Raw genomic sequence first — 20,487 nt, 5'->3', positions numbered from 1 at the left:
TGTCCGCAATACGCCATTCTGGACGCATGTCCAGTTCTGTGATCGAAGTAGCCGTCGACCCGACGCGCGTGCATCCCACCCGTCCGCACATACACATCGCCGAGATGCCCAGTCTCAGTGTTGCGTTGTTCCCGGGGCAGACGATCCGGGTTCGTTCCCAAAGCGACGCACTGGCGACCGGGATTGCCCGTGTTTGGGAAATCAACCGAATGCACCGCTTGATCTATCTGACGATCGACTGGGACGGGTAGAGATCGGCTCGGGCAGACACGTGACGGTTGGCCAGAGAACGAGCGTCGCTGCTACAACTACGCTCGTGCAGATTTCGGTTCGTTCGTCCCAATCTCGATTCAATGCGCGAGCTGCCGGGCTTCTCCTCGGCTTCGTTGCGGATCGGGCATTCGCCGATCCGGGGCGGTTCCATCCGGTCGCCGGCTTCGGAACCGCAGCTATCGCGCTGCAGAAGATGTCCTACCGGGACTCGCGCGCGGCCGGAACACTTCATGTTGCCGTCCTCTTCGCCGGCACCGCAGGACTTGGGCTCGCAGCCGAAGCAGCGTCGCGCCGGGCCGGTTGGGCGGCCGTGACGGGTACGACGGCGATAGCTACCTGGGCCGTGCTCGGCGGGACGTCGCTTGCACGCACCGGCATCGACATGGCCGCTCGATTGGAGGCGTCACAGGTCGACGGCGACCTGACGAAAGCGCGTGAGCTACTTCCTTCACTCTGTGGACGCGATCCCTCAGTGCTGGGCGAGGAGGGCCTCACGCGTGCAGCGCTGGAGTCGGTGGCCGAGAACACCTCGGATGCAACCGTCGGCGCAGTGTTCTGGGGTGCGATTGGGGGCGTGCCAGGCCTCTTCGTCTACCGCGCTGCCAACACACTCGACGCGATGATCGGCTACCGCTCCGAGAAGTACCTCAGATTCGGGTGGGCTGCGGCGAGGTTCGACGACCTGGTCAACATCGTCCCGGCTCGGCTGACCGGCGCGCTGACGGCTGCGTGTGCACCGGTGGTGGGCGGCTCGGTTCAGGAATCACTGGCAGCGTGGAAACGCGACGCAGCGGCTCATCCAAGCCCCAATGCGGGCGTCGCGGAAGCGTCGGCGGCGGGGGCGTTGGGCATTTCGTTGGGTGGTCGGACCGAGTACGCGCACGGGGTGGAGATGCGTCCCGTCCTCGGCCGCGGGCCTGTCCCGACGCCGAACGATCTGCGCCGCGCAGCGAGGCTTTCGTCGGCGGTGCAGATCAGTGCAGCTGTGGTGTCAGCGGGTATTGCCGTATCGATCGGCAAGTTTGGCTTCCTGCGCCGTGAGCGGCACTGATTCCGGCTCCGGCTTCTTGCGACGGCTGAAGGTACGAGCCGGTTCGGCGGGGGGTGCGGCAGGCGCGGACACTGCCGCTTCCGGGGTCGTCTCGGCAGCGGCGTCGTCGGCTGCGAAACCGTCCACAGCTGCTTGAGCTGCCTTTTCCTTGCGACGTTCGCGCCACTCGGCGCGAACGAAGTAAGCCAGTCCGAGCGGCGCCATGATGCCGAACGCCAGCCATTGGAACCCGTACGAGAGGTAGGGGCCCGCGTCGAGCTGGGGGAGCGGGATCGTGCCGAGACCGCCGGGCTGGTCGGGTTCGAGTTGGATGTACGCGTCGATCAGGTCCGTTCCGATGAACTCGCCGATCGGACGTGCGTCGATGGAGTAGACCTGCTTCGCACCGTCCTCGAACATCGGTACTCGGCCGGGTGCAGTGCCTTCCGACAGGCGCACACGGCCGTTGAGAGTGACCGGATCGGTCGGCGGCGCAGCGATGGGCGGTGCCTCGGCGCCGTTGATCGGCCGAACGTATCCGCGATTGACGAGGATCGTGCGGCCGTCGTCCAGGCGGAAAGGCGTCAGGATCTCATACGACGGCGCGCCCTCGATGGACTGCAGGCGGACGAGGATATCGGCGTCGGGCAGATAGGTACCTGCCGCGGTGATGTTTCGCCATTCGTCGTCCGGTGCGATCGTCGAATCGGCGATGACATCACCGATCGGCACGGTCTCCGCGTTGATCGAGTTCGAGATCAGATCATTGCGGTGCTCGGTCTTCGTGTTCTTGCCGAGCTGCCACGGAGCGAGCACGGTGAAGCACAGGTAGGCGAAGAGCCCGACCACAGCTGCCAGTACCAACCAACCGGGCCGCAACAGGAATTTCAGTCTTCGCACACGTCCACGGTATCCGTTGCCCGAACGGGAGTGAATTTTGCTCCGGGTTCAGGCTCGCTCGCGGATCCAGTCGAGTATGTCGGGAATRGCCGCTTCGATCTGGTCTCGAACCAGTTCGAAGTCCTCCTGATCCCCGTAGTACGGGTCCGGAACCGATTCTCCGTCCGCCTCGGGGTCGAACGATCGCAGTAGGCGCCGACGCTCGGTGGGCACGCCGAGATGAGCAAGCTCACGTTCGTGCCCGGTGTCGAGGGCGACGACAAGATCGGCGGCGAGATGATCTGCATTGACCTGCGCGGCGCTGTGGCCCGTCGGATATCCGGCCGCTCGGAGCACGACGTTGGTCCGCTCGTCGGCCTCGCTACCGGTGTGAAACCCCTCGGTACCGGCGCTGCTGACACGCACGCGGTCGGCGAGGCCTTCACGGCCCAGATGCGCGAGCAAGATCTTTTCGGCCATCGGTGACCGGCAGATATTGCCGGTGCACACAAACGTCACGTGGAGTGGTTCAGTCACGTGGAGTGGTTCAGAGGCGGCCATCGAGAAGTCCTCCCAGTTCGGATGCCGACGATACGGAGCGAAACGCTTGCCGCGCTTCCTCGGCGGAACCGTAGCCCCATTCGACGACGACGGTGGGGATGCCGTACTTCGCGGCGCCGAGCACGTCGTGATCACGATCGCCGATCATGAGCACGTCGGGGGTTCCGCCGTCGGCGGCGAGGACGGGAGTGATCCCGAGTGAGGTCAGCGAGTGCGCGATCACATCGGGTTTCGCCCGACGAGTTCCGTCGTCACTTGCGCCGCCGATGAACTCGAAGTGCTCGGCCAGGCCGAAATGCTCGAGAATGCGAATGGCGAATCGCTCCGACTTCGAGGTGGCGACGGCCAGTCGGGTGCCGCTCGCGCGAGCCTTACCCAGGACGACGTCCATACCCTCGTACACCGAGTTCTCCTGCCACCCGGTCGCGTCGTAACGCTCGATGTACGCGGCGATCGCCCGATCCACGTCCGCCGGGGCCATACCGAGTGACCTGAAGGTATCGACCATCGGCGGGCCGATCACCGATGCCAACATCGCTTCCGTCGGCTCCGGATGGCCGACAGTTGCCAACGCATGTCGGAAGCCGCCGTGAATGCCGGGAGCGGAATCGGTGATGGTTCCGTCCAGATCGAACAGAACTACAGGAAAACGGTCGAGGGGTGGTGTCGTCACGGCACTCATTGTCCCGGACGGCAGGGGTGATGTCCGCGCACGGTGCTCGACCGTAGGCTGACCGGGTGAGTACCGGAACGGTTGACCTGGAGAGCTTGCGACATCACGGCGATGTCGAAGTGGAGCCCGGGTTACTCGATTTTGCCGTCAACGTTCAAGGCTCGGGCCCACCGGAGTGGTTGCGGGATCGGCTGGCCGCAGGGCTGTCGACGCTCGGTTCGTACCCGTCGGCTGCAGCGGAACTGAAAGCCCGCGAAACCGTCGCGCAGCGGCACGGGCGCCGGCCCGAAGAGGTGTTGTTGCTCTCGGGCGGTGCCGAGGGATTCGCGATGCTGCCGCGCCTGGGACCTCGTTCGGCCGCGCTGATCCATCCGTCGTTCACCGAGCCGGAACTGGCGCTGCGAGAGGCCGGTGTACCGGTGACGCAGGTGATTCTGGAGCCGCCTTTCGAGCTTCGGGCCGCGAAGGTACCAGAATCCGCGGACCTCGTCGTTCTGGGCAATCCGACCAATCCGACGTCCGTGCTTCACCCCAAGGCCGATGTGTTGGAGTTGCGTCGGCCGGGCCGGATCCTGGTGGTGGACGAGGCATTCGGCGACGCGATCCCCGGCGAAGCGGAGAGCATCGCAGGTGTCGAGTCGGCGGATGTACTGGTGCTTCGGAGCCTGACCAAGACGTGGGCACTGGCGGGATTGCGGTGTGGGTACGCGATCGGCTCTCCGGATCTTCTCGCTCGACTGGCTCAGGGCCGAGCCCACTGGCCATTGGGCAGTCTGCAGATCGAGGCCATCACGGCGTGCTGCGAACCGTTCGCGGTCGAGCAGTCGAGGATCAAAGCCGAATCGATTGCCGCAGACCGCCAAGACATGTCCCGGCGACTGACCGAGATCGGGATTGCCGTGCACGAACCCGCTGCGGGGCCGTTCGTGCTCATCGACGTCCGCGACGGCGCCTCGATGCGAGAGCACCTGCGTGCCCGCGGTATCGCCGTCCGCCGGTGCGACACCTTTCCCGGACTCGGGCCCGATCAGTTGCGCGTTGCCGTCCGTCCAGCCGAGCAGGTCTCGGTACTGATCGAAGCGATGAAGGAGATCTTGTGAGCGGCCCAATTCTTGCGGACGTCATAGCCGTGCTGGAATCTGCTTATCCGCCCGCCCTGGCGGAATCGTGGGATTCGGTCGGTCTGGTCTGCGGCGATCCTGCGGACGCGGTGACGAGAGTGGTTTTCGCGGTGGATCCGACCGAGGCAGTGGTCGACGACGCCATCGCCTCCGGTGCCGACCTTCTGGTCGTTCACCATCCACTTCTGCTGCGTGGGGTGGACACCGTCGGTGCTCACACACCCAAAGGTGCGTTGGTCCACAAGCTCATCAAGGCGGGGTGCGCACTGTTCTCGGCGCACACCAATGCGGACTCCGCCGACCCTGGAGTGTCCGACGCGTTGGCGCAGGCTCTGGGCCTGACCGTGCTGCGCCCGATCGAACCCAAGCCGACGCAGCCGCTCGACAAGTGGGTCGTCATGGTTCCGGTGGAGAATGCATCGGCCGTGCAGGATGCACTTTTCGAGGCCGGGGCTGGGCGGATCGGTGACTACAGCCAGTGCAGTTGGACGGTCACCGGTACGGGTCAGTTCTTGCCAGCCGACGGTGCGAATCCGACGATCGGGACTGTCGGCGCTGTGGAGCAGGTTCGCGAGGATCGTGTGGAAGTGATTGCCCCACGCGGAAAGCGAAGTGCGGTGCTGGGCGCATTGCGTGCCGCCCATCCGTACGAGGAACCAGCCTTCGATGTCTTCGAACTCGCAGCGTTCCCCAGTTCGCTCGGTCTGGGGCGGGTGGGTGAGCTCGAGCACCCCGAAACATTGCGAGAGTTCACGGCGCGAGTGGCGCGCTCACTGCCCTCGACCGAGTGGGGTGTTCGCGCTGCCGGAGATCCGGACGCGACCGTTCGTACCGTGGCGGTGTGCGGCGGTTCCGGCGACTCGTATCTGGACGTGGTGGCGGCGCTGGGCGCCGACGTCTACGTCACTGCGGACCTGCGGCATCATCCCGCGGACGAGCATCTTCGTGCCGGTGGCCCGGCACTGGTCGATGTCGCCCATTGGGCTAGTGAATACCCGTGGTGTGCGCAGGCGAAATCGGTGCTCGACGCCGCGTTTGCCGACAATCCGGGGTGGGAAAGCCGGGTTTCGACAATTCGCACCGATCCGTGGTGTTTGAGTGCGCATTAGTGCAGCGCTCTGCAAGGTACGGTTGCACGAACAATTCAAGAGCAGTTCTTCGAGAGCCGTCCTTCGCGAGCACTGCCGACATCGGACTTACAGCAGGAGTTATACAGCGTGAACGTCGAACCACAGGTGCAATCCAAGCTTCTCGACCTCGCCGGGGTGGATGCTGAGCTCACTCGGATCACCCACCGACGCGGAGCGCTTCCCGAGCAGAAGGAAGTCGAACGTCTCGAGGCCGAGCGAATCAGCCGTAAAGATGCGTCCGTAGCCGTCGAAATCCAGATCGACGACATCGATCGCGACATCCGCAAGCTCGAAGGCGAGGTCGACGCGGTTCGTCAGCGCGAGGATCGTGACCGCACTCTGTTGCAGAGTGGGTCGGTCGGGGCGAAGCAGCTCACCGAACTCGAACACGAACTCGGCAGCCTGGTCAGGCGTCAGGGGCTCCTCGAGGACGAGTTGCTCGAAGTGATGGAGCAGCGTGAGGCGTTGCAGGCCGATCACGATCATGCCGGTGCCCAGCTGTCCCAGGCCGAAGAAGAGCTGATCGACGCCAAGCGTCGCCGCGACGACGCCGTCGCCGATCTGGACAAGGCGCAAGAGCGTTGCGCCGCCGATCGTGAACGACTTGTCGGTGAATTCCCCGCCGATTTCCTTGCTGTCTACGAGAAGCAGCGCACCCTGGGCGGACCGGGCGCGGCGCTTCTGCAGGCACGCCGATGTGGCGCTTGCCGGATCGAGATCGACCGCGGCGAGATCTCCCGAATCGCCGCGACACCGGCCGACGTCGTCGTTCGTTGCCCAGAGTGCAATGCAATCATGGTGCGTACCAAGGAGTCCGGTCTGTGACTCCCACGCAGGTCATCGTCGAGGCCGACGGTGGATCACGCGGCAACCCTGGCCCGGCCGGCTACGGCGCCGTGGTCTTCGACTCCACCCGCTCGGTGTTGGCCGAACGCAAGGAAAGCATCGGAATTGCGACCAACAACGTCGCCGAGTACCGCGGGCTGATCGCAGGGTTGACCGCTGCCGGTGAACTCGGAGCGTCGACGGTCGACGTCCGTATGGACTCCAAGCTGGTCGTCGAGCAGATGTCCGGGCGCTGGAAGGTCAAGCACCCGGACATGATTCCGCTGCAGCGACGCGCAGCCGAGTTGGCGACGCAGTTCTCGCGAGTGACCTACACGTGGATTCCGCGCGGCGAGAATTCTCATGCCGATCGTCTTGCCAACGAGGCGATGGACGCTGCTGCCGGCATCGAAACCGCGACCCCCGCACCAGCTGCACCCGCCGCGCCGTCAGAAGAGACGTCGGAACCGCAGATCGCCGGCTCTCCGGGATGGATCGCCACCACCGGCAAGCCGACACGAATGTTGTTGCTACGTCACGGACAGACAGCGATGTCGGTCGATCGCCGCTACTCCGGACGCGGCAATCCTGAGCTCACGGAATTGGGCCGCGCGCAGGCCGCCGGCGCGGCTGCACGCTTCGGGAACCGCGGCGGTATCGACGCCATCGTCTGCTCACCCCTCGGTAGAACCCGTGAGACGGCAGAGGCATCGGCCCGCGTGCTCGGTCTTCCCGTCGTCGAGCACAAAGGTTTGATCGAAACCGATTTCGGCGACTGGGACGGACTCACCTTCCGCGAGGCAGCCGAGCGCGATCCGGACCTGCATCGCGAATGGCTCTCGGACACTTCGGTGCGCCCACCCGGCGGCGAGAGTTTCGACGAGGTACGAGAACGAGTCGTCGCCGCGCGTGACGACCTGATCTCGACCTACGGCGGCGCGACGCTGTTGGTCGTTTCTCACGTCACCCCGATCAAGACGTTGGTGCAGCTGGCCCTCGATGCCGGGCCGTCCTTGCTGTACCGGTTGCATCTGGATCTGGCGTCGCTGAGTATTACCGAGTTCTATCCAGACGGGGGAGCCTCGGTCCGGCTGGTCAACGACACGTCACATCTTCGCTGAAAGAGCCCCGACGGCTGATCAGCCTCTGATCAGATCACCAGCCACAGGGCACTCACGGCGGCGAGCAGCGTCAGTGGCGTCGTGATGACCCCGAGCAGAGTGAACGTCGCCAGCGTGGGCGGTGCGCCCGCGCTGGTGGCAACTCGTCGCCAGAGCATTGTCGCGAGAGAGCCCACGTAGGTGAGGTTGGGCCCGAGGTTGACGCCGATCAACATCGCGAGCACCAGGCCTGGAGGTGCTCCCGTCCCGAGCGCCGCGATCATCAGCAAGGTTGCCGGCAGGTTATTGACGAGGTTGGACGCGAGCGCGGCGACCACGGCGACGAATAGCAGTGATCCGTAGCTGGTGTCGCCTGGCAGGATCTGCGCAATCCATTCTCCCACCGGCCCGTTCGCGACTCCGGCGACGATGATCCCGAGAACCAGGACGAACGCGCAGAACCAGAGGTCGGCAGCGTAGAGCATCTTGGCGGCGGTCGTACGGTGCCGAGCCAGAGCGATCGCTCCCAGAACACTCGCACCCACCACAGCGATCCAGGCGGGCTCGATCCCGAAGAAACCCGACACCGCGAAACCGACAAGCGTCAGTCCGATCACCGCCAGCGGCAGACTCGGCGCAGGCGAGGAAGTTTTACTTGCCGGTGGCTCTGTGTTTTCCGAGCGGACGAGTTCGGAACGGARGAACAGTCGGAAGATCAGATATTCGACAGCGATCGTCACGACCCACGGCAACGCCATCAACGCGGTGAAGTGCAAGAACGTCAAACCTGTTGCAGCAAAAGCGATGAGGTTGGTCAGGTTCGACACCGGCAGGAGCGTCGACGCCGAGTTCGACAGGTGCGCACTGGCATACGAATGGGGCCGCGGACTTGCTCCGATGGATCGTGCGGCCGCGATCACTGCGGGTGTCAGAAGTACGACGGTGGCGTCGAGGCTCAGGACCGCCGTGGTCAGGGCAGCCGCGCCGAATACGTAAATCAGCAACCGGTGCGGATCGGCGAGGGATTTTTGCTGCAGGATCTGGCTGACCCAGCGAAAGACGCCGAGAGCGTCCGCGGCATGAGCGAGAACCAGCACGGCAACCAGGAAGACGACGGTGGGTGCCATGCTCGTCAGTTCTTCGCGGGCTTCGTCGAGAGTGACGACACCGGTCAGGAGAACGACGACAGCTGCCGGCCCGGCGATGACGATCTCGGGAAGCCCACGTGGACGCACTATCGCGAAGACGAGGACGACGGCGACGAGCAGGATCGGTAGAAGAGTCACGCGCTGGTGCTCCGTGTCGGGGCAAGCGTCATTTGAGCAGTTTGTAGAGCGTGTTCAGGTTTCGGGTTGTGGTGAACGCCTTGAACTTCGGTTTTCCGGTGTTCCGGCCGAACGCGCTCTTGACGGTCTGCCCCTTCTCGACCTCCCAGTACAGGACTCCGTCGCCGGCCACCACGCGTTCGACCGAGGCATCGAGTTGCGCTGCCGCAGCACTCAATTCCTCGAGGATTTCCGGCTCGGAGGCAACCATCGCGTAAGCATGCCAACCCTCGCGTTCTCGGTCGAACGGGTAGTTGTCCACGATCGCTTGCAGTGTCGGAATGTCGAGGACGAATACCCAAGCCTCGTAGCCGAACTCGCGGGCGAGGGCGGATTCGATCTGTTTCTTCAGCGACGAGATGTCGGTGCTCGGACTGTCGAACAGAACGTTGCCCGAGGCCAGGACGGTTTTCACGCCTTGGAATCCGAGGTCGCCGAAGACTCTCGCGAGGTCCGCCATCTTGATGTTGATGCCGCCCACGTTGATACCGCGTAGCAGGGCCACGTACCGAGTCATAAGGTGACCATAGTGCCGGCCACCGACAGGCGCCCGGTAGCATACGGGGGCGGACGAGTTGGCCGGGCGGCCGCGGCTTCTGGAACCAGCGTGTACCACGCACAGGCCTGGGGCCGAGGAAAGTCCGGACTCCACAGAGCAGGGCGGTTGTTAACGGCAACCCGAGGCAACTCGCGGGACAGTGCCACAGAAAACAGACCGCCTGCCTTTCGAGGCAGGTAAGGGTGAAACGGTGCGGTAAGAGCGCACCAGCACCTCGGGTGACCGGGGTGGCTAGGTAAACCCCGCCCGGAGCAAGGTTGAAGGTCGCATCGCTCGCGGTGCGGCTGCGCAGGTGTTCGAGGGCTGCTCGCCCGAGCCTGCGGGTGAACCGCTCGAGGCACCCGGCGACGGTGTGCCCAGATGGATGGTCGCCACTCGGCACTTCGGTGCCGCAGGACAGGATCCGGCTTACACGCCGACTCGTCCGCCCGCGATCTGCACAGTGAGAAAAGAAGACCCCCACCGGATCGGTGGGGGTCTTCTTTTGTTCGAAAAGCTGTCAGACAGGCTTGATGACCAGCAGCGTAGCCCAGTACGTTGCCGCGTCATGGCCCATGAGCGGGAGGAGGTAATCGTAAAGAATTGCGGACATGCGCACTCCATTTTCTGTTCGTAGCTTGTGTTGGGCATTCAAGCAGAACTCACCGTTCGAATGTCCGGTTCTCACCTGCCAGGCCAAGTAGAAAGAATATCAGTCTCACAGCGATCTACAAGCTTCTATCTCACTCTGATGTCACACTGTGGATATGACTGATGAAGATCGACTCTGGTACTTCGACGTGTCCGACGGTTCCGTCACGCAGGGAAAGGGCGCGTCCTCGTTGACGAGGATGGGGCCGTACCCTGATCGGGACTCTGCCGAGCATGCATTGAAGATCGCTGCCGAACGCAACAAAGCCGCCGATCGGGCAGACGAAGACTGGAACAACTGAGACTTGGAACAACTGGGACTCGAACAACTGGGACCGGTACAGCAGCTACACCGGCCCGAACCGATCATGGAGGATGCGTGCCCGCAAGTCGAATGATGGTGCAGGGAATCGACTTCGGAGTGGTTCGGGCGGAGTTCGACTTGCCGGGAGCATTCTCGGCCGCGGCGCAGGCCGAGGCCGAGAATGCCGTGGATCGTTTCGGTGCCGGGCGTGTCGACGAAACGGGTATCGCCTTCGTGACCATCGACCCTCCCGGATCGATGGACCTCGACCAGGCAGTGCACATCGAGAAGACCTCGACCGGGTACGTCGTGCACTACGCGATCGCCGACGTCGCGGCGGTGGTGACGCCGGGCGGTGCGCTCGACGTCGAAACCCGCAAGCGTGGCCAAACCTTCTATCTCCCGGACGGTTCCGTTCCGCTGCATCCTCGGGCGTTGTCGGAGGGATCGGCGAGTCTGCTGCCGGACGTGGTTCGCCCCGCCGCGCTGTGGCGTATCGAGTTGGACGCCCAGGCCGAGCCCACGTCATGGCAGGTGAGACGCGCTCTGGTGAAATCGGTGGCGCGTCTGGATTATTCGACCGTGCAACGTGACGCCGACGCGGGCACCTTGCATCCGTCGATCGCCGCACTACCGGAATTCGGACGATTGCGCAGTGCCTCGGCGGTTGCCAGGGGCGCCATCGAGCTGAAACTGCCCGAGCAGTCAGTGGTTCGGGATCAGCCAGAGGACGAGTCCTCGGCTCGCTGGCGGATCGAGCTCGAGCCACGCACCGAAGCGGACGACTGGAACGCAGAAGTGTCGCTGCTGACCGGGATGTGTGCCGGCCGCATGATGATCGACGCAGGTATCGGGCTGCTTCGCACGCTGCCGCCGGCCGAGGAGTCCGCGGTTCGCACCCTGCGGAGAACTGCAGTGGCGCTGGGTATCACGTGGCCGGAGGGTCGAAGCGTCGGGCAGATTCTTGCCGGACTCGATTCCAACGAGCCGTCGACGATGGCGCTGATGTCGGTTGCGCCGTCGTTGCTGCGCGGCGCAGACTACGCGGCCTTCGACGGCCAGCTACCGGAGTTGACGGTGCATGCGGGGATCGGAGCGCCCTACGCTCATGTGACGGCTCCACTGCGCCGGCTGTCCGATCGCTTCAGCACCGAGGTGTGTCTGGCGATCACAGCTGGTACGCCGGTACCGGAATGGGTGCGCACCGCCCTTCCCGAGTTGCCCGACATCATGAGTGGGTCCGACTCACTGGCGAACAAGGTCGACCGCGCGTGCATCGATCTCACCGAGTCCACGCTGCTCGACGGCCGGGTCGGCGAGGTCTTCGACGCGGTGGTGATGCGCGCCAAGGACGGAAAGCGCTCGGCGGAAGTGTTTGTCCCGTCGGTCGCAGTGATTGCGAAATGTGTCGGAACGCCCGATGACGGTGAGCGCGCAAAGGTGCGACTCACCGCCGTCGATACTGTCAAACGGACGGTGGAATTCACGTTCCCGGCGTAGGGCGCTACCGGTACGAATCGGTGGCTTCCACCAAGTGATGTGCGATGCCGGGCTCCATCGCGGAGTGTCCCGCGTCGTCGACGATCACGAGCTTGGATTCGGGCCACGCCTTGTGCAGCGCCCAGGCGCTGGTGGCGGGGCAGACGACGTCGTAGCGGCCCTGGACGATCGTCCCCGGAATGCCGTGCAGTGCGGAGCTTTTGCGTAGGAGCTGGCCCTCGTCGAAGAATCCGCCGTTGACGAAGTAGTGGTTCTCGATACGAGCGAAGGCCAAGGCGAACCTGGTCTCGGAGTTCTGTTCGATCTTGTCCGCCTGGGGGTACAGGTAGCTCGTCGATCCTTCCCAAGCCGACCAGGCGATCGCTGCCCGGGCCGCGACGTCGGGGTCTTCGGAATGGAGCAGTTGGTGATAGACCGCGACGAGGTCTTCGCCGCGCTGCGCCTCGGGTACCGGTTCGAGGAATTTGTCCCAGCGCTCCGGGAAGATGTTTCCCGCGCCGCCGTTGTAGTACCAGTCGATCTCGCTACGACGCAGGAGAAAGATCCCGCGCAGAACCAGTTCCGTGACGCGCGTGGGAAACGTTTCGGCGTAGGCGATGGAAAGCGTGGAACCCCAGGACCCCCCGAATACCATCCACTTGTCGATCGAGAGATGTTCGCGCAGGGCTTCGATGTCGGCCAGCAGCTTGTCCGTGGTGTTCACCGACAGGTCGGCGCCGTCGGCAACGTGCGGGGTGGATCGCCCGCAGCCGCGCTGGTCGAGTAGAACGATGCGATATGCGGCCGGATCGAAGAACTGGCGTACCGCCGGTTGTGCACCGCCACCGGGGCCACCGTGCAGGAACACCACAGGCTTGCCGTCCGGATTTCCGCTGACTTCCCAGTACATGCTCTGGCCGTCACCGACGTCGAGGAAGCCGGTGACAAAGGGTTCGATCGGGGGATAGAGACTCCGCAGAGCCGACGGCGGTGCTGACGCTTCGCTCATCAGAAGCCCACCAGCCCGGAGGCGAGATCGGGAATCTCGAGTGCGGAAATCGCGCCGCCCCGGACGTCCGGGCACGCGGCCGAGGTTGCCGCGTCGATGCTTTCGCGGTTCTGGGCGAGATCGAGCAGGTTGATGCCGTTCTGCGTCGCCCACGTGATGACGATCGTGTTCAGTCCGCCCTTGCCGAGCGTCGGGGTGACGGTCCGCCAGTTCTGCAGCTGCCCTTCCATATCCGAACACAACTGCTGGACCTGAGCGTCGGTGAACGTCGAACCGGACGCGGAGGTTGTTGCCGGCGCCGTCTTGGTGGAACTCGCGGGCGTAGTGCTGCTGGGCGCGGGAGAGTTGGTGGACCCTCCCGCGCATCCGCTCAGCACCGTGACGAGAGCTGCCGCGCCGACTACAGCTGCGGCAGTAGAACTTCGACGGTTACCGATCATTGAACGCACCCCTGGCTGGTTGAGAGACAGGCGGCGTTCGCCGGTCTCGGATCAGAAACTGTGTTCTGCGGCCGGGAAAGCGCCAGTGCGAACTTCTGATGCATAGGCGGCGGCTGCGGAACGCAGTTCGTCACCGACGTTACCGAAACGCTTGACGAACTTGGCTGTCTTACCGCTCGTGTAACCCGCCATGTCCTGCCAGACGAGTACCTGAGCGTCGCATTCGGAACCGGCCCCGATGCCGACGGTGGGGATGGTGAGTTTGCGGCTGACCTGGCCCGCGATCTCGGCCGGAACCATTTCCATGACGACGGAGAACGCCCCGGCTTCCTGGACTGCAATGGCGTCCGCCACAAGCTGCTCGGCCGCGTCGCCGCGACCCTGGACGCGGAATCCGCCGAGCGAGTTCACGCTCTGCGGGGTGAATCCGACGTGAGCCATGACGGGGATGCCGGCCGAGGTGATAGCCGCGATCTGCTTGCTCATCCGCTCGCCGCCCTCGAGTTTGACGGCGTGCGCGAGGCCTTCCTTCATGAACCGTGTCGCAGTCGCAAGGGCCTGCTCGGCGGAACCCTCGTAGGTGCCGAAGGGGAGGTCGGCGACGACGAGTGCGTGCGGGGCGCCGCGAACCACGCCACGCACGAGCGGGAGCAGTTCGTCGACGGTGATCGGCACGGTGGTGTCGTAGCCGTAGACGACGTTGGCGGCAGAGTCGCCGACGAGCAGCACCGGGATGCCTGCGTCTTCGAAGATGCGTGCCGTGGAGTAGTCGTAAGCGGTGAGCATCGACCAGCGTTCGCCGTTCTGCTTCATCTCGGCGAGGTGGTGAATGCGCGTCTTACGCTTCGGTGCATCGGTAGAGCTTGCAGTGGGTACAGAACCATAGAGAGGTGTTTCGGACATCGTTGTCCCTTTCTGGCCTCGAGGCCCTGAGCGTTGATCGCCTTCGGGTCCCCGGGTGTGGGTGATGACGTGTTCAGTCTGCCACCGGACATCGCCGACACGAATAGTTGACGGGGTGCAATGGGTCACATCACCGCGTGCCTGTCAGTTAGGTGCCGAACCGAGGCGAACCGCTGGCTACCGAGGTTTCCTGGCACCATCAATGGCATGTCGAAGTTCGTTCGCCTCTCCGGTGCCCTCGCCGGAAGCGCAGCAGTGCTCGTGTTGGTTGTCGGTTGCACCAGTTCGGAAGGCACGCCCGAATCAGTGGAACCTGCTGGTTCTGCCGCGTCCGCGGTGCCGTCCGGCCTCGAGAAATTCTACGAGCAGACGCTCGACTGGGGTTCGTGCGACCAAACTGTCGAAGAAGGAACTGCCCCGCTGGGGCGTGGGGTCGACTGCGCCGAGGTGAGCGTTCCCGTCGACTACGCGAATCCGAACGGCGACACCGCGAAGGTGGTGATCTCGCGTTCGAAGGCAACTGGCGACCGCATCGGCTCACTGTTGCTGAACCCCGGCGGGCCGGGTGGGTCCGGGCTGTCGATGGCGACATCGGGTTCGGGCACCGAACTGCAGGAACGTTTCGACATGATCGGCTTCGATCCGCGGGGGATCGGGGCATCGACCCCGCAGGTTCGGTGTTTGACGCCGGAGGAGACCGACGCGGAGCGTGCGGAGGTCAACGTCGACATGACGCCGGAGGGCATCGCTCTCGCCGAGGCGGACAGCAAGGACTACGCCGCCAAGTGCGCTGAGCGGACCGGTACGGAGTTCCTCGCTCATGTCGGTACCTACGAGGTGGTGCGAGATATGGACGTCATTCGGGGCGTTCTCGGCGATCCGAAGATGAACTACCTCGGGTTCTCGTACGGGACCCGGCTCGGATCCACGTACGCGGAAACCTTTCCGCAGAACGTCCGAGCGATGGTCCTCGACGGCGCGCTCGACCCCGAGCAGGATCCGGTCGACGAAGTGGTCTTGCAGGGGCAGGGCTTCCAAGGCGCGTTCGACGCCTTTGTCGCCGACTGTGTCTCGCGAACGGATTGCCCGCTGGGTGATGATCCGGCGCAGGCGCAGGCACGCTTTCAGGCACTCGTCGATCCGTTGATCGAGAAGCCGGCACAGACCACCGATCCGCGCGGGCTGAGTTATTCAGACGCGATCACGGGCGTGCAGCAGGCTCTGTATTCGCCACAGTTGTGGACGCCGCTGCGTGGGGGTCTGTCGAGTCTGGCCGACGGACGCGGCGACTCGCTGCTCAATCTCGCCGACATGTACGAAGGCCGTGAGGATGACGGCAGCTACTCCAACATCAACGACGCGTTCAACGCCATTCGCTGCGTGGACGATCCGGCAACCACCGACCGCGCCGAGGCCGGCGAATCCGACACTCGGTACCGCGAGGCGGCGCCGTTCCTCGACGACGGCCGCGGGACGGGTCAAGCGCCGCTCGACCTGTGCGCGTTCTGGCCCGTTCCGGCTACCGGCAGCCCTCACGCGCTCGACCCCCAGGCGCTCGCCGATGCCGGCCTGCCTCAGTTGGTCGTCGTCTCCACGACGCAGGATCCGGCAACGCCGTATCAGGCCGGAGTGGATCTCGCCAAGCAGTTGGGCGCTGCCCTGATCACGTTCGACGGAACCCAACACACGGTGGTTCTGGACGGAAACTCCTGCGTCGACGATGCCGTCGTCGACTACTTCGTTTACTTGAAGGCACCGGAAGAGGGTCTGACATGTTAACCGGCGCGACGCCGTACGCTGCGCCTATTCGATGGTGACCAATCACTCTGTTGACCGGGACCACTGATGTAACACAGATTTAACGTGGCTTGCTTAGTCTCGCGTGCATGGATCGCCAAAAAGAATTCGTGCTTCGTACCCTGGAAGAGCGCGACATTCGGTTTGTCCGCTTGTGGTTCACCGATGTTCTCGGGTACCTCAAATCGGTGGCGATCGCCCCCGCCGAACTCGAAGGCGCCTTCGAGGAGGGAATCGGATTCGACGGTTCCGCCATCGAGGGATTCTCACGAGTCTCCGAAGCCGACACCGTCGCTCGGCCCGACGCCTCGACATTCCAGATCCTGCCGTGGGCCCACAAGGACGGTGCGCAACATTCCGCGCGCATGTTCTGCGACATCACGATGCCCGACGGTTCGCCGTCGTGGGCCGATCCGCGCCACGTACTGCGTCGCCAGTTGAGCAAGGCCAGCGACTTGGGCTTCAGCTGCTACGTCCACCCGGAAATCGAGTTCTTCCTTCTGGAGAACGGCCCGATCGACGGCACTCCGCCGATCCCGGCCGACTCGGGCGGATACTTCGACCAGGCCGTGCACGATTCGGCTCCGAATTTCCGCCGCCACGCCATCGACGCACTCGAGTCGATGGGCATCTCGGTCGAGTTCAGCCACCACGAGGCCGCGCCGGGTCAGCAGGAGATCGATCTGCGCTACGCCGACGCACTCTCGATGGCCGACAACGTCATGACGTTCCGATACGTCGTGAAGGAGGTCGCGATCGGTGAAGGCGTCCGGGCGAGCTTCATGCCCAAGCCGTTCAGTGATCAGGCCGGCTCCGCGATGCACACCCACATGAGCCTGTTCGAGGGCGACACGAACGCCTTCCACAATCCTGACGATCCGATGCAGCTCTCCGAGACCGGCAAGGCGTTCATCGCCGGCATCCTCGAGCACGCCAACGAGATCAGTGCGGTCACGAACCAGTGGGTCAACTCGTACAAGCGACTCGTCCACGGGGGAGAGGCACCCACTGCTGCGTCGTGGGGCCCGTCCAACCGATCGGCTCTCATTCGCGTCCCGATGTACACGCCCAACAAGGCGTCCTCGCGCCGCGTCGAGATCCGAAGCCCAGACTCGGCCTGCAACCCGTACCTGACTTTCGCGGTCCTGCTTGCTGCCGGTCTTCGCGGCATCGAGAAGGGCTACACCTTGCCGCCCGAGGCAGAAGACGACGTGTGGTCGTTGACCTCCGCCGAGCGCCGCGCCATGGGTTACAAGGAACTGCCGAGCAACTTGGACAGCGCTCTGCGCGAGATGGAGAAATCGGAACTGGTGGCCGAAGCACTCGGCGAACACGTCTTCGATTTCTTCCTGCGCAACAAGCGTCGTGAGTGGGAGGAATACCGCAGCCACGTGACGCCGTTCGAGCTCAAGACCTACCTCGGTCTGTGACGGTGAAACCGCCCGCTGCGAGATCAGCAGTTCCAGGACCGGGTCGACTCGGGCTGGTCGAGCCCACCGCTGCCGACGAGTTGCGTCAGCTCGGTTGGGTCGACGCCGAGAGCATCGAACTCTTGTGGTCGCTTTCGCGTGCCGCGAATGCCGACCTCGCTCTGCGCACCCTTGTGCGGATCAAGGACGGGCTCGACGACGGGTGGCGCGAACTCGATCAGGCATTGCGCAAGGACAAAAGCCTGCGAGGCCGCTTGTTCGCACTCGTGGGTGCGTCGTCGGCCTTCGGCGATCACCTGGCCGCGGATCCGATCGGCTGGAAATTGCTCGACGGAACCGCTCTGCCGACCAAGGACGAGGCCACCGCAGCGTTGCTCGAGGCCGTGGGCGCCACCCTCGACGAGGGCGCTACCGAAGGCTCACTGACCTACCGCGCAACCCTGACCGGGCCGGAAGCTGTCGTTGCTCTGCGCAAGAGCTACAAGGACCAGCTGATGCTGCTGGCTGCGGCTGATCTTGCGGCGACCGTCGAGAACGAACCAGTAGTGCCCTATCAGACTGTGGGTCACCAGCTTTCCGATCTCGCGGACGCTGCCCTGACCGCCGCACTGGCGGTGGCTATCGCAACGGTGTGCCCCGAGGGCAGTTGTCCGATCCGGCTCGCCGTGATCGCCATGGGCAAATGTGGTGCGCGCGAGCTGAACTACGTCTCCGACGTGGACGTCGTGTTCGTCGCCGAACCGGCCGATGCGACGGCCAGCCGCGTTGCCGGCGAGATGATGCGTATCGGTACTTCCGCATTCTTCGAGGTCGATGCTGCGCTGCGCCCCGAAGGCAAGCGCGGAGAACTGGTTCGCTCCCTCGAATCCCACATCACGTACTACAAGCGCTGGGCCAAGACCTGGGAGTTCCAGGCACTGCTCAAGGCTCGTCCGATGACCGGCGACATGGAGCTCGGTCGCCAGTACTCCGAGGCGATGAGCCCGATGGTGTGGATCGCCTCCGAGCGCGAGGACTTCGTCCCCGAAGTCCAGGCCATGCGTCGACGCGTCGAGGAAATGGTTCCCCCCGAACTGCGTGAGCGTGAACTCAAACTCGGCCGCGGAAGTTTGCGCGACGTCGAATTTGCCGTCCAACTCCTGCAATTGGTGCACGGGCGCGCCGACAGTTCGTTGCATGTCCAGAGCACGGTCGATGCACTGACCGCATTGGCGGCGGGTGGATACGTCGGCCGCGACGACGCCGCCAACCTGACTGCGTCGTACGAATTCCTGCGCCTGCTCGAGCACCGTCTGCAGTTGCAGAAGCTCAAGCGCACACACACCCTGCCGCCGCCGGACGACGAGGAAGCGCTGCGTTGGCTGGCCCGCGCCGCGCACATGCGGCCAGACGGTCGGCTGGATTCCCTGGGAGTCCTGCGCGCCGAGATCAAGCGGAATTCGCATCGGATTCGCCGCCTGCACGCCAAGTTGTTCTACCGCCCGCTTCTCGAATCGGTGGCGCGGATGGACAAGGAAGCGCTGGTCCTGGGACCAGAAGCCGCGGTTCGGCAGTTGGCCGCTCTGGGTTACACGGCACCCGAGCATGCTCTCGGGCATCTGACTGCACTGACGAGTGGCGCTTCACGCAAGGGTCGCATTCAAGCGCTCCTGTTGCCGACTCTGCTCGAATCACTCGCGGACACACCGGATCCCGATGCAGGTCTGCTCGCTTACCGCAGGCTCTCGGACGCGCTCGTCGACCAGACGTGGTTCCTGCGCCTGCTCCGCGACGAGGCTGCGGTGGCCGAGCGTCTGATGACCGTGCTGGGCTCGTCGGCGTACCTACCCGACCTGCTCATCAAAGCTCCCGACGTGATTCGCTTGTTCGCGGATTCGCCGAGTGGACCGCGCCTTGTCGAGCCGAAGCCCGAGGACGTCGCTCGCGGAATACTCACCGCCTCCGGCCGACACAGTGATCCCAATCGTGCTGTTGCCGCGGCCCGCTCGCTGCGGCGACACGAACTTGCGCGCATCGCTTCGGCCGACATCCTCGGCATGCTCGATGTTCCCGCCGTCTGCAAGGCGCTGTCCTCGGTGTGGGCCGCGGTGCTCAATGCATCGCTCTCCGCGGTGATCAAGGCCAGCGTCACTGAACTCGGGACCGAGGCGCCGGCCAGTTTCTCCGTCATCGGCATGGGCCGACTCGGCGGCGGCGAACTCGGCTATGGATCCGATGCGGACGTGCTGTTCGTGTGCGAACCCCGCGAGGGCGTCGACGAGACCGTTGCGGTCAAGTGGGCCAACAGCATTGCCGACAAGGTGCGCAAGCTTCTCGGGGCACCGAGCACGGATCCTCCGCTCGAAGTCGACACCGGATTGCGTCCGGAAGGCCGCAACGGACCGATGGTTCGCACGCTCGAGTCGTACGACGCGTACTACGCGAAGTGGGCTCAGGCGTGGGAGATTCAAGCGCTGCTTCGTGCGCACCCGGTTGCCGGTGATCCTGAACTGGGACTGCGGTTCCTGCACATGATCGACAAGACGCGCTACCCCGAAGGCGGCGTCAGTGACGCGGCGGTGCGCGAGATCCGGCGCATCAAGGCGCGCGTCGATTCCGAAAGGCTTCCTCGCGGAGCCGATCCGGCGACGCACACCAAACTGGGTCGCGGTGGCTTGGCCGACATCGAGTGGACTGTGCAATTGCTGCAGCTGCGCCACGCGGACAAGATCGAGTCGCTGCACAACACATCGACGCTCGAGACTCTCGACGCCATCGGCGCCGCGGAACTGCTCAGCGAAGGTGACGTCGAACTGCTGCGTGACGCCTGGATCACCGCGACGAAGGCACGCAACTGCCTCGTTCTTGTGCGGGGCAAGCCGACGGATCAGCTTCCCGGCCCGGGCCGTGTTCTCGCGGCGGTGGCGCAGGTTGCCGGATACGGCGACGACGCAGGGGAATTCCTCGACAACTACCTGCGCATCACACGACGGGCAAAAGCTGTGGTGGAGAGGGTCTTCGGCGGGGAGTAGCGTTTTCG

The 20,487-nt window shown here is 64.4% G+C and carries 19 protein-coding genes and 1 other RNA gene; 12 read left to right on the top strand and 8 right to left on the bottom strand.

Annotation, left to right across the window (positions count from 1 at the left end; genetic code table 11):
* Window positions 1–26: 26 nt before the first annotated feature.
* The gene (locus AC1DWA_RS20755) at window positions 27–251 is read left to right on the top strand and encodes a hypothetical protein (protein WP_003941648.1); all 225 of its coding nucleotides are present in this window, start codon (window positions 27–29) and stop codon (window positions 249–251) included.
* Window positions 252–316: 65 nt separating this feature from the next.
* Entirely contained in the window at window positions 317–1,324 is a 1,008-nt protein-coding gene (locus tag AC1DWA_RS20750) for a cobalamin biosynthesis protein (RefSeq protein WP_477846938.1), read from the top strand.
* Here the strand turns inward: AC1DWA_RS20750 and AC1DWA_RS20745 are convergent.
* The 3 genes from AC1DWA_RS20745 to AC1DWA_RS20735 are packed head-to-tail and all read right to left on the bottom strand — an operon-like array spanning window position 1,265 to window position 3,425.
* On the bottom strand, window positions 1,265–2,203 hold the full coding sequence (locus AC1DWA_RS20745) for an SURF1 family cytochrome oxidase biogenesis protein (protein ID WP_477846937.1): 939 nt from the start codon (window positions 2,201–2,203) through the stop codon (window positions 1,265–1,267). The genes AC1DWA_RS20750 and AC1DWA_RS20745 overlap by 60 nt on opposite strands.
* Window positions 2,204–2,251: 48 nt before the next feature.
* Window positions 2,252–2,743: a low molecular weight protein-tyrosine-phosphatase gene (locus AC1DWA_RS20740; protein ID WP_021334191.1), complete on the bottom strand. Its 492-nt coding sequence runs from the start codon at window positions 2,741–2,743 to the stop codon at window positions 2,252–2,254.
* Complete coding sequence (locus tag AC1DWA_RS20735; protein ID WP_019748958.1) at window positions 2,730–3,425, bottom strand: HAD hydrolase-like protein; 696 nt, start codon at window positions 3,423–3,425, stop codon at window positions 2,730–2,732. Before AC1DWA_RS20735 ends, AC1DWA_RS20740 begins: the two co-directional genes overlap by 14 nt.
* Window positions 3,426–3,481: 56 nt before the next feature.
* Here AC1DWA_RS20735 and cobC point away from each other — a divergent pair, with 56 nt between their 5' ends.
* The 4 genes from cobC (at window position 3,482) to AC1DWA_RS20715 (ending at window position 7,613) form a co-directional block, all read left to right on the top strand.
* Window positions 3,482–4,516 carry an Rv2231c family pyridoxal phosphate-dependent protein CobC gene (cobC, locus tag AC1DWA_RS20730; RefSeq protein ID WP_477846936.1) on the top strand — a complete coding sequence of 345 codons (1,035 nt, stop codon included), beginning with the start codon at window positions 3,482–3,484 and terminating at the stop codon, window positions 4,514–4,516.
* Window positions 4,513–5,646: a Nif3-like dinuclear metal center hexameric protein gene (locus tag AC1DWA_RS20725; RefSeq protein ID WP_019748956.1), complete on the top strand. Its 1,134-nt coding sequence runs from the start codon at window positions 4,513–4,515 to the stop codon at window positions 5,644–5,646. Before cobC ends, AC1DWA_RS20725 begins: the two co-directional genes overlap by 4 nt.
* Window positions 5,647–5,754: 108 nt before the next feature.
* The gene (locus AC1DWA_RS20720; RefSeq protein ID WP_020908144.1) at window positions 5,755–6,492 is read left to right on the top strand and encodes a zinc ribbon domain-containing protein; all 738 of its coding nucleotides are present in this window, start codon (window positions 5,755–5,757) and stop codon (window positions 6,490–6,492) included.
* On the top strand, window positions 6,489–7,613 hold the full coding sequence (locus AC1DWA_RS20715) for a bifunctional RNase H/acid phosphatase (RefSeq protein WP_019748954.1): 1,125 nt from the start codon (window positions 6,489–6,491) through the stop codon (window positions 7,611–7,613). The genes AC1DWA_RS20720 and AC1DWA_RS20715 overlap by 4 nt, the downstream gene beginning before the upstream one ends.
* 29 nt (window positions 7,614–7,642) lie before the next feature.
* Here the strand turns inward: AC1DWA_RS20715 and AC1DWA_RS20710 are convergent, their stop codons facing one another.
* Entirely contained in the window at window positions 7,643–8,878 is a 1,236-nt protein-coding gene (locus tag AC1DWA_RS20710; protein WP_477916967.1) for an SLC13 family permease, read from the bottom strand.
* 28 nt (window positions 8,879–8,906) lie between these two features.
* Window positions 8,907–9,434, bottom strand: a complete 528-nt coding sequence (locus AC1DWA_RS20705) for a DUF1697 domain-containing protein (protein ID WP_019748952.1) — start codon at window positions 9,432–9,434, stop codon at window positions 8,907–8,909.
* 54 nt (window positions 9,435–9,488) lie between these two features.
* On the opposite strand from AC1DWA_RS20705, the gene rnpB reads away from it, so the two are divergent.
* From rnpB to AC1DWA_RS20690, 3 genes are all read left to right on the top strand, one after another.
* Window positions 9,489–9,903, top strand: an RNA gene (gene rnpB / locus AC1DWA_RS20700) — RNase P RNA component class A.
* Window positions 9,904–10,222: 319 nt separating this feature from the next.
* Window positions 10,223–10,408, top strand: a complete 186-nt coding sequence (locus tag AC1DWA_RS20695; protein WP_007735457.1) for a hypothetical protein — start codon at window positions 10,223–10,225, stop codon at window positions 10,406–10,408.
* A gap of 92 nt (window positions 10,409–10,500) precedes the next feature.
* Window positions 10,501–11,910 carry an RNB domain-containing ribonuclease gene (locus tag AC1DWA_RS20690; RefSeq protein WP_019748950.1) on the top strand — a complete coding sequence of 470 codons (1,410 nt, stop codon included), beginning with the start codon at window positions 10,501–10,503 and terminating at the stop codon, window positions 11,908–11,910.
* A gap of 4 nt (window positions 11,911–11,914) precedes the next feature.
* Here the strand turns inward: AC1DWA_RS20690 and pip are convergent, their stop codons facing one another.
* The 3 genes from pip to panB are packed head-to-tail and all read right to left on the bottom strand — an operon-like array spanning window position 11,915 to window position 14,241.
* Window positions 11,915–12,898 (bottom strand): prolyl aminopeptidase, encoded by a 984-nt coding sequence (pip, locus tag AC1DWA_RS20685; protein ID WP_477846935.1) that lies wholly within the window; start codon window positions 12,896–12,898, stop codon window positions 11,915–11,917.
* A complete protein-coding gene (locus AC1DWA_RS20680; protein ID WP_020969914.1) occupies window positions 12,898–13,338 on the bottom strand; it encodes a hypothetical protein in 441 nt (146 codons plus the stop codon). The genes pip and AC1DWA_RS20680 overlap by 1 nt, the downstream gene beginning before the upstream one ends.
* Before the next feature lie 51 nt (window positions 13,339–13,389).
* Window positions 13,390–14,241 (bottom strand): 3-methyl-2-oxobutanoate hydroxymethyltransferase, encoded by an 852-nt coding sequence (panB, locus tag AC1DWA_RS20675; RefSeq protein ID WP_003941624.1) that lies wholly within the window; start codon window positions 14,239–14,241, stop codon window positions 13,390–13,392.
* A 207-nt stretch (window positions 14,242–14,448) separates the two neighbouring features.
* On the opposite strand from panB, the gene AC1DWA_RS20670 reads away from it, so the two are divergent.
* The 3 genes from AC1DWA_RS20670 (at window position 14,449) to AC1DWA_RS20660 (ending at window position 20,479) form a co-directional block, all read left to right on the top strand.
* A complete protein-coding gene (locus tag AC1DWA_RS20670) occupies window positions 14,449–16,020 on the top strand; it encodes an alpha/beta hydrolase (RefSeq protein WP_477846934.1) in 1,572 nt (523 codons plus the stop codon).
* Between the two features lie 107 nt (window positions 16,021–16,127).
* Window positions 16,128–17,468, top strand: coding sequence for a glutamine synthetase family protein (locus AC1DWA_RS20665; RefSeq protein ID WP_003941637.1), 1,341 nt, complete (start codon window positions 16,128–16,130; stop codon window positions 17,466–17,468).
* Entirely contained in the window at window positions 17,465–20,479 is a 3,015-nt protein-coding gene (locus AC1DWA_RS20660; RefSeq protein WP_019748946.1) for a bifunctional [glutamine synthetase] adenylyltransferase/[glutamine synthetase]-adenylyl-L-tyrosine phosphorylase, read from the top strand. The genes AC1DWA_RS20665 and AC1DWA_RS20660 overlap by 4 nt, the downstream gene beginning before the upstream one ends.
* Window positions 20,480–20,487: the final 8 nt, after the last annotated feature.

The organism is Rhodococcus sp. P4_F3_2 (assembly GCF_056401335.1).
Note: the sequence above shows the minus strand (reverse complement) of the source record. Positions and strands in the feature narration are given on the sequence as shown.